This window comes from Tundrisphaera lichenicola (genome assembly GCF_051175385.1).
Lineage (GTDB): Bacteria > Planctomycetota > Planctomycetia > Isosphaerales > Isosphaeraceae > Tundrisphaera > Tundrisphaera lichenicola.
The window spans coordinates 5,982,723-5,996,410 of the sequence record NZ_CP195106.1 but is presented as its reverse complement, the minus strand read 5'-3'; the positions used below and the strand labels follow the sequence as shown (position 1 = coordinate 5,996,410).

The following is a 13,688-nucleotide window of genomic DNA, read 5'->3' as shown; positions in this document are numbered from 1 at the left end:
GTACCAGTTGGACCGGGCCATGATTTCCAGATTGATTTCATCCTCAGGCTCCGCGAGCGCAGACCGCCCGAGCTTCTACAGGACTGCCGTTTACTTCCCCGTCCAACTGACCTCGATCGTTGCCCCGGGAGCCGAGGGGATCAGCCCGGGTGCCATGACATGGCGATCTTTCTGTCCCGATGCCCCCGGGACGTCCCAGGCGATCCGGACGACTTCACTCGGAGCGGCCACGATCCGCGACATTACTTGACTCGACGGACCAACGGGACCGAGATGCCGGGTCGAGTTGCCGACGGTGACTGTGACATTGTTGATCGGCCGGGGCGACTTGTTGTCAACGACGACCCGGATGCGTCGAGAATAATCGATCCCCCAGAAAACGACGGCCAGTGCCGCCACCAGGAGCATCAGCAATCCCACCGTCAATCGTTTTCGAGGCTTCGGCATTGTCTTAACCTCCCGGGTGTTGGCCTGCTCTCGCACAGCATGAGCGCGAGATCGACACGGACATCACCTATGCTCACCCTTCCTTCAATCCAGCCATCCCCAGAATGCGTCGACAGGGTCCCAGGCCAGTACCATCCCGACCAGGAACCAGACGAAGGGGATCAGCAGGACGGGGATTGTCAGGTTATCCCACCAATTTCCACTCGACGGTAACTCACCGCTCGCAGAGATCGGCAGACACAGGCCGACAAGTGGTGAGAATAACGAGACGAGTGTCACGAAGCCGACAGACCAAGCCAGTACGTCGTTGACCAGGCCGTTATCGGCGGGCCCTGGGGGATGGCCGAGAAATCCATACAAGACAGCCCAGGCGGCATGGAGCGACCAGACGACCGACATCGGCCACAGGGAAGCGAGCCATGTCGCCAGCAAGAGTCGACGGCGGGGGATCTCAGAAGACAGAATGCAAAACAGGGCGATTGCGAGAGGGGCGATCAAGATTACGGCGAATTCGGTCAGCGCCCAGGATTTCGGGATGCGGAACCAGGCGCAGAGCAATGCGGCGAAGACCACCACGACCATCAGCCTTCGGATCGTGAACCGGATGCAGGTCGGATGCATGGCGGGAGTTTCGCCGAGGCTCATTTACCCCTCGTTCATGGTCATCGCATCCAGGCCCGCGTTGTCCTTGAATCGGGCCCGGTCGAGTTCATATTTCTGGAGCTTCTGGGTGACGCTCCGTCGGGACAGGCCGCTGTGCTTGGCGCACCGGGCGACGTTCCCCTTGTACTGGATGAGGAGACGCTTGAAATAGTCGCGCTCGACCTGCGCGACCAGGTCGCCGGTCAGGTCGGGCAGAGGGCGCTCGATGTCGATCAGGCTGGTTGAGGCATTGGCCGAGCGTCCCTGACGGGGGGCGACGGTGGCGGGGAGGGCGTCCCGATGGATGACCGTCCCATCCGCCATCGCGACGGCGGCCTTGATGGCGTTCTCCAGCTCTCGGACGTGCCCGGGCCAGTTGTGTTCGAGGAGCGCCTGCATCGCCCCCGAGTCGATCTCGGTCACCGGAGGGGTGCTCTTGGCGGTCAGCTTTTCGAGGAAGTGCAGGGCCAGGAGGGGGATGTCCTCGGACCGATCGCGGAGGGGAGGCACGTCGATCCGGACCACCGCGAGTCGATAGTAGAGGTCGGAGCGGAACCGGCCCGCCTTGACCTCGTCTTCCAGCTTCTTGTTCGAGGCGGCCACGATCCGGACGTCGACCGAGATCGTCTCGGTCCCGCCCACCCGCTCGAACGTCCCCGACTGGAGGACCCGGAGGAGCTTGGATTGCATGGCCGAGGAGACCTCGCCGATCTCGTCCAGGAACAGAGTCCCGCCGTCGGCGGCCTCGAACCGCCCCTTCTTCCTCCGCTCGGCCCCGGTGAAGGCCCCCTTCTCGTGGCCGAACAGCTCGCTTTCCAGGAGCGAGTCGTTCAGCGAGGCGCAGTTGAGGGCCACGAATGGCCCTTCGCGGCGGGTGTCCGAGGCGTGGATGGCCTTGGCGAACAGTTCCTTCCCGGTCCCGGTCTCGCCCCAGATTAGTACCGTCGAGCCGAGCGGCCCGACGTGCTTGATGAGGTCGAAGATCCGCTTCATCTTCGGGCTCTTGGAGACGATGTCGTGGAACCGGTAATCCTCGCGGAGCTGGAGACGGAGCTGTTCCAGCTCGTCGATCAAGCGGCGTTGCTCCAGGGTCCGGTGGACCAGGAGGACCAGCCGGGCGGGGTCGCATGGCTTGGCCACGAAGTCGTCGGCCCCATCCTTCATCGCCTGGAGCGCGAGTTGCGGGTCGCCGTGTCCGGTCAGCAGGATCACCCCGCAGGGGATCTTCTCCGAACGGACCGCCGCGAGCAGGTCGAGCCCGCTCATTCCTGGCATCCGGTAATCGGTGATCACCAGCTGGAACGCGGAGGATCGGAGCCGATCGAGGGCCAAGCGAGGGTCATCCGTCACCTCGACTTCGCATCCGTCGTCCTCCAGGACGAGTCGGAGCGTCTCGCGGGTCAAGGGGGTGTCGTCGACGACGAGGATTCGCGGATTCATGATGGGAGGGCCCGGTGTGAAGCCATTCAATGAGGTGTCCAGTCCATGGATGGAGGCCGATCGCGCCGAAGAGGCGACGACCTGCCCCCTTGAGGCCTCTTGAGACGGTCAGCGTTCGGTCGGCCCGGCGTCGGGTCCTTCGAGCGGGAGAGACTCGGCGGGCTGCTTCGCGGGTTCCGGCTGTTCCGATCGATCCACAAGCACCCGGAACTCGGCCTTAGTTCCCTTGAGGATCCGGATCAGGAGGTCTCGACCCGCCGGCCGGTTGGCGAGCGCCTCCCGGAAGGCGACCAGGCTATTCACCTTGCGTCCCGCCGCGTCGGTGATCACCATCCCGATCTCCAGGCCCCCGCGATCGGCCGGGCCGTCGGGCTCGATCCCGGTCACGAACAATCCGTCGGTCGCGAGATCGAGCCGGAACTTCCGGATCAGCGCCGGGGTCGGCTCGGAGAGCCTCAGGCCGAGGTCGGGAAATCTCGTGGGAGTCCGGACGGCCGTCTCGAAGGCTTCGGGTAGGGGGTTGGGCCCTTCCGGGGGCAGGGGTTGGCTCCGAATGACGGGCGGATTGACGGTCCCCGGAGGTCCCGGATCGGGCGAGGTCGCTGCCGGGGGAGGAGTCGCGTTCAGTGATGGCTCGGGGTCGACCGGCACTGTGGTGGGCGGCCCGATGTTCAGGTTCGGCCCAGGGACCACAATTTGAGCCCCCGGAACGTTGATGTTGATCCCGCCGGGAGCGGGACCGCCGGCGGGCAGGCTCAGTCGGTCGGGCTGTGGCTCGGGGATGACGGAAACCTCGATCACCTGGCCGTTTCGGTCAATGGTCAGGCCCAGGGGCTTGCCGACCTCGGCGACCTCGATGAGCGCCTGGAGCGGGCCGGGACCCGTGACCGGCTGGCCGTCGACCTTCAAGATCGCATCGCCGCCCTGGAGGCCGGCATCGGCGGCGGGGCTGGCCACCGCGACCCCGGTGATCATGGTCGCACCCGTCGAGCCGAGTCGATCCGCCGTGGCGGGGTCGACCGGCCGGATCGAGACACCAAGATAGGCCCGGCGGACCCGGCCAAACTGGGCCAGGTCGGAGGCGACTCGTCGGGCCCGGCTTGCCGGGACGGCGAATCCCACCCCCTCGTAACCCCCGCCCAGGGTCTTGATCGCCGTGTTGATCCCGACGATCTCCCCTTTGAGATTCACCAGAGGCCCGCCCGAGTTCCCCGGGTTGATCGCGGCGTCGGTCTGGATCAGGTCTTCATAGAGCGCGATGCCGATGCCTCGCCCCTTGCCGCTGACGATCCCGGCGGTCACGGTGCCCGAAAGCCCGAAGGGCTGGCCGATGGCCAGGACCCAGTCGCCGGTATCCATCGAGTCGGAGTCGCCCCAGGTCGAGGGGACCAGGCCCGTCGGGTCGACCTGGAGCAAGGCCAGGTCGCTCTTGGGGTCGCGCCAGATCTGGGTGACCGCCCGTTCGCGGCCGTTGCTCAGGGTCAGGACGACACGCGAGGCACCCTGGATGACATGATCGTTGGTCAGGACCAGGCCGCGATCGGCGTCGATCACCACGCCCGACCCGCCCGGCTCGCGAGGGACCGGTCGGGGTGCCGAGGGGACCAGACCGAAGTTGAGGCCCGGCGTCGGCTCGAACGCGTTCGGTTGGCCGATCGGTCGGACCGAGACCACCGAGGGTAAGACCCGGCGAGCCGCCTGTCGGAAACTCGCCGAGAGTCCCTCGGCCTCGGTCTGGCCCAGGGCGACCGAGCCGCCAGGGATCGCCAGGATCAGGCTCAAGAGGCGGATCAAAGCGCGGTGCCGGACGATCAGGGATGACACGTCAGGACTCCTTCCTGGTCGCGAATTCGATCGGATGGTTTTGACCGAATATAACGCGAAGCCCCCGGGTTTCCAAGGGGCCGCGTCCAGCCTGGTTACGTCCAGGAGTCGTCCCGATTCGATCAGCGGATCGTGGCAGGCTTGGGGGTGGCTGGTGGTGCCGGGTTGACCGGTCCGGGATCGGCCTTGGTCTTCTCCGGATCGGCGACTACCGGGCGTTCCGGCGCCGCGACGTAGGGCAAGACCTGCTTCCGACGCCCGCTGTCCAGATGGACGACGATCGGGCTGGGCTTGGCCAGGTCGATCTTGTGGGTTTCCCGCTTCTCCTGGGCCGTTCCCTCGTGAGTGATGACTTCGAGAGTGGCCGCGGTGACGGGCTTGGCCTCGTCGTTGTAAATGGTCTCGACCCGGATCGTGTAATCTCCGGGGAAGGCCCGGGGGCAGACGTAGACCTCTTCCGGGTGGGTTCCGTAACCGTTCTTGACGATCGCCCCGCCGAAGACGGTCCGAGGGGTGCCGAATCCAGCCCGGGCTCCCAGGGGTTCGTCCACCGTCATGTCGATGTCGGCTTCGCCCGACCAGGTGAGCTTGAAATAGAGGTCGCGAGCCTCGGACTCGGCCAGTTTTTCGATCAGGGCGTCGGCCTCGTCGGTCCGGGCATTCTCCCGGAGCGTTTTTTCGAGGACCTGGACCTGCTCCTTGACGTCGCGCCGGACCTTGTCATCGAGCCCTGGCCAGCCGAGCGAGAGGAGTCGATCGGCCGCATCGGCCATCCGTTTGGGGTCGCTGTCGTGGAGCGCGAGGTTGACCGACATCATCGGCCCTCTCCAATCGGCCGGGTCCTTCGCCATCTCCAGGTCGAGAAGTTCGCCGATGTTGGTCTGGTAGCCGCTCATCCCGACGTTTTCGTAGAACTTCCGGACCACCAGCATGTCGGCCACCCGGATCAGGTCGGCGGGGTTCCTGGTCTTCTTGGCCATGTGGCCCGCGAAGCCGAGCATGGTCTTGACCTCCGCCTCGGGCCCCTTGCGCTGCTCGATCATCTTGGCGAGCCAGATGTACATCCAGGGTTCGGACTGGGCTCGGCGATTGTCCAGATAGCGGAGATAAGCCTTGATGATCGCCTCGCCCTGGTCGAAGTTCTCCGATTTGACCAGGTCGGTGAAGGTCTGGTAGACCTGCTCGGGGCTCTCTTCGTGAGTCTTGAAGTAGTTGTCCCAGAACTTGTACGCCTCGGCGACTCCCTGGCCGCGGGGCCGATCCTTCGGAGCGGCCTTGGCGTTTTCGGGTGCCTTGGGGGCGATGGGCTTGATCATCGGCTCGTCGTCTGTCCGGGTCTTCGGACTTTGCGGCTGCCGGGAAACGACACCAGGACCGGTCGCCGGTGGGGCGACTCGGTCCTGGGGCTTTGCATTCGCGGGAGCAGTTGAGGGGGTCTGGTTAATCCCCCTTAGTTGCTTTTTTTTTCCTCAAAGACGGACGTGCCGCCCGGGATCAGCGACGGGTCCTGGGGGGGGACGGACATCATGCCGCCCATGCCGCCCATACCACCGCCCATGCCGCCCATGCCGCCGCCCATACCACCGCCCATGCCACCCATGCCGCCGCCCATGCCGCCCATGCCGCCACCCATACCGCCGCCCATGCCGCCGCCACCGCCCATGCCCATCAGGGACATCGGGATGATCGCGAGGTCGGCGACCTGATAGACGCGGATCTCGGTCGGCTGGTCTTCCGAGGAGGTGGAGGTGATCGTCAGCAGGCTATCCTTGACGGTATAGGTCAGGCCCAACTGCTTGAGCATCAGCCGGAGGGTGGTCCGCAGGGGGATCCCTTCCAGGTTGATCGAGACCGTCGAGGCCATCGTCTTGTCGGCGTCCTGCAGGCCCTGGGGATCGACGTAGATGGGGATCCCGGTGGGCAGGCCGGCGGCCTCGTCCTGGGTGGACTGCTCGATGTACTTCTTGACGTCCTCCAGCGGGGTGTCGTTGGGGAAGCTCATCGAGATCCGCTCGTTCAGCTTCGAGAGGATCGCCTTGGTCTTCTCGTCGCGGTCGAAGAGGTAGTCGGCGTCGCCGTAGCGGGCGATCCGGCGCTCGGAGAGGGCCTGCCAGGCGGCCCGCTCGGGGTACTCGATGACTCGGGTGTCGGGGAAGGGCACGATCGCCCGCTCGACGTCGGCCAGGCTGAGCATGAACCGGTACTCCTTGAGCCGGTCATACTGGATCGACTGGGTGTAGAACCCGACCGAGTCGGCGACGAACATGCCGGCCCAGGGGGCCAGGTCCTGCGGGTTGAGGGCCCGGGCGGCCTGGGCCCGGAAGCGGGCGTCGACGAACGGCTGGCGGGTCACGTCGATGTCGGCCAGGCCGCCGCTGGCCAGGACCCGGAAGGCCCCCTCGGCCATCAGGCTGTCGAACTCGGCCATCAGGGTGTTGGTGGTGTCCTGATTCTTGACCAGCCGCTCCACGGCGGTGCTGCGGGCGGCCTGGGCGGCGAAGATCCGATATTGCTCGGCCTTCTCCAGGGTGATCCGCTCCTCAAGCTTCTCGGTGGCCCCGATGGCGTTGCGGACCTCGTTCTCGAGGCGTCGGCGGGTGTCATCGTTGAGGTTGTCCGCCGACTGCACGACGATCAGGGCGTCGCGGAGCGTGGCCAGCGCGGCCTCGGGATTCCGGGCGTTGGTCTGGGACCGGGCCGTCTGGAGCCGCTGGCGGACGTCGGTGACGAACGCCTGACGCGCCACGTCGGCGACCTGGGCCTGGCGCTCCAGCGCCGAAGGCTCGGAGCCGTCGGGATTGACAATCGCCGGCTCGGGGGCCGGCGGGGTGGGCGTATCCTGGAACGCGACGCTTCGACCGACGATGGCGTTATTCGCCTCGGCGTTGGTCGGGTCGATCTTCAAGGCGTTCTCGAAGAAGTTTCGGGCATCCTCGGTCCGGCCCTGGGCGGCCGCCTGATATCCGAGGTCGACGAGTTGCTGGGCGAGGGAAGGGGAATCCTCGGCTTGGGCCGAGACCCCGGCGGAGAGAAGCATTCCGCCCAACGTCAACGACCCGACGCCTCTCCACAACCGCGCGGTTCGGGACATGATCGGGAATCTCCAGGATGGGACTAACCGGGCCGTCGGACGGCTCGGGCGCTGGACGTCTATCAAAATAATCTACGGGGTCCGGACTCACCGAGCAAGACACCCGGAGAGCGGCCGGGAGACTCCGAGCCTTCGGATGTCGGCTCGTGCCACTTCAACCATTATGCCACATGAGAGCGGGCACGCCGTCCAATCCCGCTCCGGTTCCGCGCCTCCAGCTTGCCTCTCCAAAATCCGCCTTCGTTTTGACAAGTACGGTCCGGCGAACTAGGGGTTAGTTGGTCGGAGGGTCCGGATCGAACCGGTCGCCCGGGAACCAAATCCGACTCAGGGTCGAGAAGTCACGATCGCCCGCCTCGGAGTGAGTCGCGACCCAGACAGGCGGATCGTCCGTCGAGTCGCAAGGGCAGGCCTGTCGTCGAGCGAGGGGACCATGTCGACAAAAGATGAGACGCCCAAGGAAGCCGGGAAATTCGATTTCTCTGCGTATCCCCCAGATACCCTGTTCTACGATCGTCGATCCGGCCACGAACGACGAGATAGCCCGCCGACCTTGCCCCCAGAGCCCACCAACGTCGCCCCCCGCGAGCGACGCGCCCGGAAAGAACGACGACGGCGGGTCGATCCCACGACCTTCGAGAAGCAATACACCGATGACGAGATCGAATTCATGAACTCGATCCAGCAATTCAAGAGCCGGACCGGGAAGTCGTTTCCATCGTACGGCGACGTCCTGCGGGTCGCCGCCAGCCTGGGCTACCGGAAAGCCTACTGGGACGACATCGACCCAGAAGAGACGCCCAGCGAGGAGTCGAGCCGGGAAGTCGAACCGGCCCTGCCGAGGTGAGTCTCTCGAATGATAAGTCGAGGGGGGCCTGATCGGACGGGCCACCCCCGGATCCATCCGGCCTGGTCGGGTTCATCGGGAGTCTTTCATCGACCCCGCCGAAGAATCGACGATCAGCGAGACCCAGGCACTCATCGCCTGGCGGGTCAACTCGACCGCCGAGGAGATCCGTGCCCCACGAGACACCTTCGGGGTCGCCGATGGGACCTCGACCGATGGGGAAGGGGCGGTGACCGAGGCCGACTCCGGCGCGGGGCCGCTCACGACCTTCGCAGTCGGGATGTCGGGCACGACCGACTTGGCGAACACGTCGGACCCCATCTCGTTGAACTTCTGATCACGCCTGTCGGCGAGGAGTTCCGCGGCGAAGTTCGAGGCCATTCCCTCGACCACCACGTCGAAGGCGAGATCGGCCGTCTCCGGGGCGAGCCCGTCGTCCTCGGCCTCCGCTCCCATGACCGGTGAGGCCAGGAAGAACCGCCCGGCGTCAGCCCGATAGGCAGAAAACTCGACCATCCTTGCTTCCGCCCAGTCGCGACCGGCCCGGGCCCAGCCCGCTAGTTCCGGGGCACCCGGTAGATCCAGGCCCATGCTCGCCACCAAGCTCACCAGCAGGAAGCGCAACGCCATCGGTCTTCCCCCAAGGTCTCGCCGAAGTCCGACTCCATCGGCCGGGTTGCCCAGCCGAACCTCATGTTTGTCTTATTGTTAAACATCGTCTGGGTCGATTTGGTGCTTTAGATAATTTGTGTGGAAAAAGTAATTAGCGGCGAGTTGGCCTGAAGCGGGAACTCGTAGGGTCGCGGGTTCAGAGTGGACTGGGATGAGATTCTGGTCTTGGAGCCGACTGGATCGGCGGGTGGATGAGGAATTCCGGGTGAATCGACCCGATGAGTCATGGCCTCAGACCGAGCCACGGATGTCCGGCTCGTTGAGGTTTCCGGGCGGTTTGGAGCACCCCGGAGGGATTCACGTTGTCGGGATGGAGAAATTCCGTAGGATGGCCCGCGATTGGATTCGAGGAGGTTGGGCAGGGGGGTGGTCGGATGGGCAAACGGGTCCTGGTGACGGGGGCGGGCGGGTTCATCGGGAGCCACCTCGTCGAACTCCTGGTCCGCGAGGGGCACGAGGTCCGGGCGCTGGTCCGCTACAACGGGCGGGATGACCGGGGGCATCTCGACCGGCTCGACGAGTCGGTCCGGGCCTCGGTCGAGGTCCACCGGGGCGACCTGAAGGATCCCGAAGCGATCCGGAAGGCGGTCGAGGGGCGGGCCTGGGTCTTCCACCTGGGGGCCTTGATCGCGATCCCGTATTCCTATCAGAATCCTCTCGACGTGGTTCAGACCAATGTGATGGGGACCGCCCACGTCCTGGACGCGGCCCGCGCCAATCCGGACCTGGAGCGAGTCGTCCTGACCTCGACCTCGGAGGTTTACGGGACCGCTCAGTTCGTCCCGATCACCGAGTCGCACCCGCTCCGCGGCCAGTCGCCTTACGCGGCCACCAAGATCGGGGCCGATGCCCTGGGCGAGAGCTACCACCGGGCCTTCGGGCTCCCGGTCTCGATCCTCCGCCCCTTCAATACCTTCGGCCCCCGCCAGTCGGCCCGGGCGATCATCCCGACCATCATCAGCCAGGCTCTGACCCGGCCGGTCGTCCGACTCGGAAGCCTGGACCCCCGCCGAGACCTGACCTACGTCAAGGACACCGCGGCGGGATTCCTGGCGATCGCCGGGGCCGAGGCCGCCATCGGCAAGGTCGTCAACATCGGCCGAGGGGACGACCTGACCATCGGCGAACTGGTCGAGCGGATCGCGTCCAGGATCGGCAAGCCGATTCGAGTCGAGGCCGACCCCGAGCGGGTCCGCCCCGCCGCCAGCGAGGTCGGTCGACTGCTGGCCGGGACCGCACTGGCTCGCGAGATCATGGGCTGGGAGCCCCGGTACTCGCTCGACCAGGCCCTGGACGAGACGATCGAATGGGTCCGGGCCAACCCCGGCCTGTTCCGCCCCGATGTTTATACGACCTGACCGGGGATCTCCGGGCCATCCGCGAACAACTCGGCCAGTTCGAGCCGGAAGCCGGGCAGGAGGTCCTCCCCGTCGAGTGCTTCCCCGATCCCGAGGATCCGGGTCTGCCGGGCCGACTCGTAGACGTAGACCTGACGCTCGATCGGATAGACCACCCAGACCCGTCGCGCACCCGCCTTGAAGTATTCGAGGACCTTGCCGATGACCTCGCCGGCCGAGTTGCTCCGGCTGACCACCTCGATGAACAGGTCGGGCACGACATCCCAGCCGTTCTCCGAATCGACCTTGCGATCTCGGGGCCACCGATCATAAGAGACGAACGCCACGTCGGGCCGTCGCAGGGGATCGCCGGCCTTGTTGATCTTGAACAGCATCTCGGACACGACCCGGCCCAGGCCGTTCATCCGGGCATATGGGTAGAGGTGTCCGAGCAGGATCGACCCGACCAGGATCTGATACGTCCCCATGGGCGGCTTCTCCACCTTCTGTCCCTGGACGATCTCATAGAGCGGTTCCTCGCCCGGTGCGATGTCCCGAGCGGGGTCGGGCCGGATCATGGTGGCCTGGCTCATGGTCGGATCTCCGGATGGGGTCGCCGAATCACTCGGGTGCAGGATATCATAGCAGGTCGCCTGAACCCAGGTTCGCGACGAGTCCCGCTCGACTCGTGTTGGGTTGCTTTGATGCGTTGTTTTGTGCTAAATTAACGTATCGCGTCGCCTGGTGGTGCCCCGGGATTATTGCACCGAGTTCTCTCGCCAAGAGATCACCCTCCCCCCAGCTTCTCAGGGTGAGTCAGCCAGAAAAGCCCCTCCCCACCGGAGAGGGTGGCCGAAAGCCGGGAGAGGTGCCTCTGCGAGCCTCCCGGCGGGCTGGTCATGATCCTGGGACACCGACCGCCGCCCGACTATCGAATTGAAAGTGTTTTTCATGAATATGGATTGGTCGCCTCTTTCCGGCCTGATCGCGACGCGCGATCGCTTCCTGGTGACCACTCACGTGCGGCCCGACGGGGATGCCCTGGGTTCCGAGGTCGGGATGGTGGGGCTGCTCCGCCAGAAGGGGAAGGATGTCCGGGTGGTCAACGCCAGCCCGACTCCCCCTCGCTATGACTTCCTCGACCCCGATGGGACGCTTTTCGAACATTACGGGACGCAGGTGAAGGCCGCCGACCTGGCCGACCGCGAGGCGGTGGTGATCCTCGACCTCTCGGCCTGGAGCCAACTGGGCGACATGGCCGAGTTTGTCCGGGGATTCCCCGGATCTCGACTCGTGATCGATCACCATGTCAGCCAGGATGACATGGGGGCGACGTTCCTGAAGGATACCAAGGCCGAGGCGACCGGGACCCTGGTCGCCCAGGCCGTGAATGCGTTGGGTTTGAAGTTCACCCCGGAGATGTCGACCGGGCTGCTGACGGCGATCGCGATGGACACCGGCTGGTTCCGCCACCCCAATACCCGGCCCCAGACCCTCCGGACCTCGGCCGAGCTGATCGAGTCGGGGGCGAGGATCGAGGAAATCTACCGGCTCCTGTTCGAGCGGAATACCCTGGGTCGGCTCAGGATGCTGGGGGAGGCCCTGGCCAGTCTTCGGACCGACCTCGGGGGGCGGGTGGCCTACGCCGTCGTGACCCGCGACGATTTCGAGCGGACCGGCGCGATCCCGCAGGACACCGAGGACCTGGTCGACTACACCGTCAGCGTGGTCGGCGTCGAGGTCGGCCTCCTCTTCATCGAGCAGGCCAAAGGCGGGATCAAGGTCAGCGCCCGATCGAGGAATGGCCTCGATTGCGCACGACTCGTCGGCCAGTTCGGGGGAGGGGGCCACAAGGCCGCCGCCGGGGCCATGCTGCCCGACCCCATCTCCGAGACGGTCCCTCGGGTCCTCGAAGCCGTCCGAAAGGCGCTCGAGGCCTGATCTCGGGCCGAAGTCGCCCCGGACTGGCTGGCGGCAGGGTCTCCCTCCGGGTGGCCGTGTGGATTACGGCATCCCGTAACCTCGGCTTGCGGGTTGGTTCCCACCCGGGACCCGGGAGCATGGAGGATAGGAATCCCCTCCTACCCCCAGGATTGTCCCCGTGGACGACGAAAATTCGCACGGGATCTCTCGTATCCGCGATCGGAGAGGACCGGGCCTCGCCCAGTCCGATTCTCCCGTTCCCTCGTCGGCCCGGGTTGGTAGAATCCCCGCCTTCCCGAACCGACACGACGTACCGGAGACCGTCGCATGACCGACCTCGGCCACCCGACCGCCTCGTTCCTGGCCCTGCAGAATCTGATCCTGGGCAAGTGGGTGTCCCAGGCGTTAAGCCTCGCCGCCCGGCTGGGTATCGCCGATTCGCTCAAGGAGGGCCCGCGACCATGCGACGAACTGGCCAGGATGAACCAGGTGGATCCCGACTCGCTCTACCGCGTCCTCCGGGCCTTGGCGAGCGTCGGCGTCTTCACGGAGGCGGAAGATCGCCGGTTCGCCCTGACCCCGATGGCGGAATTCCTCCGGTCGGATGTCCAGGGCTCCCTGCGAGCGGTCGCGAACATGGCGGGATCGGAATGGACCTGGAGGCCCTGGGGCGAACTCCCCTGGTGCGTCAAGACCGGCGAGCCGGCGTTCGAGAAGACGTTCGGCGTGCCGGCGTTCGAGTATCTCGCCCGGAACCCCGCCGCCGCTTCCGTCTTCGATGAGGCCATGACCGGCTGGTCGATGCAGAATTCGAGGGCCGTCGCGGCCGCATACGACTTCTCGGGAATCGGCACGCTGATGGACGTCGGGGGTGGCCATGGCTACCTGATCGCCACCATCCTCAAGGCCAATCCCTCGCTGAGCGGCATCCTGTTCGAGACGTCGGAGGTGGCCGAGGGGGCCGAGGCCCGGATCGAATCCGAGGGGTTGGCCGGGCGTTGCCGGGTCGTGTCCGGTGATTTCTTCGCCGGGATCCCCGAGAAGGCCGATGCCTGCATCCTCAAGAGCGTCATCCACGACTGGGATGACGGGCGGGCCTCGGCCATCCTCCGGAACTGCCGAGAAGTCGTCGGCGCGGGCGGACGCGTGCTCCTCGCCGAGATGGTCATCCCGCTCGGCAATGACCCCCACCCCGGCAAGCTGCTCGACCTGGAGATGCTCGTCATGGTGGGCGGCCACGAGCGCACCGAGGAACAATTCCGCGAACTCCTGGCCGAAGCCGGTTTCCGGATGACCAGGATCGTGCCGACGACATCTCCGACCTGCGTGATCGAAGGCGTGGCCGAGTAGAGCATGAGGCCGGCGTGCCGGGGCCTGGTCTCGATCCGCCGATCCAGACCCGGCACGCGATTCGCTGTACTTGAGTTCACCCTCGATCGCCTCGCGGAGGCGAACCACGGGGACG

General features: G+C 65.8%; 12 protein-coding genes. 4 read left to right on the top strand and 8 right to left on the bottom strand.

From position 1 onward, the window contains the following. Window positions 1-90: 90 nt before the first annotated feature. The 6 genes from P12x_RS23560 to P12x_RS23535 form a co-directional block, all read right to left on the bottom strand. A complete protein-coding gene (locus P12x_RS23560) occupies window positions 91-447 on the bottom strand; it encodes a hypothetical protein (RefSeq protein WP_435007406.1) in 357 nt (118 codons plus the stop codon). Window positions 448-531: 84 nt separating this feature from the next. After that, window positions 532-1,092, bottom strand: coding sequence for a hypothetical protein (locus tag P12x_RS23555; protein WP_435007405.1), 561 nt, complete (start codon window positions 1,090-1,092; stop codon window positions 532-534). Beyond that, window positions 1,093-2,529, bottom strand: a complete 1,437-nt coding sequence (locus tag P12x_RS23550; RefSeq protein ID WP_435007403.1) for a sigma-54-dependent transcriptional regulator — start codon at window positions 2,527-2,529, stop codon at window positions 1,093-1,095. It lies immediately after the preceding gene. Window positions 2,530-2,637: 108 nt separating this feature from the next. Continuing rightward, window positions 2,638-4,353, bottom strand: a complete 1,716-nt coding sequence (locus P12x_RS23545) for a trypsin-like peptidase domain-containing protein (RefSeq protein ID WP_435007402.1) — start codon at window positions 4,351-4,353, stop codon at window positions 2,638-2,640. Between the two features lie 122 nt (window positions 4,354-4,475). Next, window positions 4,476-5,669 (bottom strand): tetratricopeptide repeat protein, encoded by a 1,194-nt coding sequence (locus P12x_RS23540; RefSeq protein WP_435007400.1) that lies wholly within the window; start codon window positions 5,667-5,669, stop codon window positions 4,476-4,478. Between the two features lie 134 nt (window positions 5,670-5,803). Then, window positions 5,804-7,444 (bottom strand): hypothetical protein, encoded by a 1,641-nt coding sequence (locus tag P12x_RS23535; protein ID WP_435007398.1) that lies wholly within the window; start codon window positions 7,442-7,444, stop codon window positions 5,804-5,806. Between the two features lie 433 nt (window positions 7,445-7,877). On the opposite strand from P12x_RS23535, the gene P12x_RS23530 reads away from it, so the two are divergent. Next, complete coding sequence (locus tag P12x_RS23530; protein ID WP_435007396.1) at window positions 7,878-8,291, top strand: hypothetical protein; 414 nt, start codon at window positions 7,878-7,880, stop codon at window positions 8,289-8,291. 72 nt (window positions 8,292-8,363) lie between these two features. Here the strand turns inward: P12x_RS23530 and P12x_RS23525 are convergent, their stop codons facing one another. After that, window positions 8,364-8,921 (bottom strand): hypothetical protein, encoded by a 558-nt coding sequence (locus tag P12x_RS23525; protein WP_435007395.1) that lies wholly within the window; start codon window positions 8,919-8,921, stop codon window positions 8,364-8,366. A 416-nt stretch (window positions 8,922-9,337) separates the two neighbouring features. On the opposite strand from P12x_RS23525, the gene P12x_RS23520 reads away from it, so the two are divergent. Then, window positions 9,338-10,321: a GDP-mannose 4,6-dehydratase gene (locus P12x_RS23520; RefSeq protein WP_435007393.1), complete on the top strand. Its 984-nt coding sequence runs from the start codon at window positions 9,338-9,340 to the stop codon at window positions 10,319-10,321. On the opposite strand, the gene P12x_RS23515 is transcribed toward P12x_RS23520, so the two are convergent. Further along, window positions 10,309-10,893 (bottom strand): Uma2 family endonuclease, encoded by a 585-nt coding sequence (locus P12x_RS23515; RefSeq protein WP_435007392.1) that lies wholly within the window; start codon window positions 10,891-10,893, stop codon window positions 10,309-10,311. The genes P12x_RS23520 and P12x_RS23515 overlap by 13 nt on opposite strands. A gap of 358 nt (window positions 10,894-11,251) precedes the next feature. Here P12x_RS23515 and P12x_RS23510 point away from each other — a divergent pair, with 358 nt between their 5' ends. Beyond that, entirely contained in the window at window positions 11,252-12,241 is a 990-nt protein-coding gene (locus P12x_RS23510; protein ID WP_435007390.1) for a DHH family phosphoesterase, read from the top strand. 309 nt (window positions 12,242-12,550) lie between these two features. Next, entirely contained in the window at window positions 12,551-13,573 is a 1,023-nt protein-coding gene (locus P12x_RS23505; protein WP_435007388.1) for a methyltransferase, read from the top strand. The last annotated feature ends 115 nt before the right edge of the window (window positions 13,574-13,688 follow it).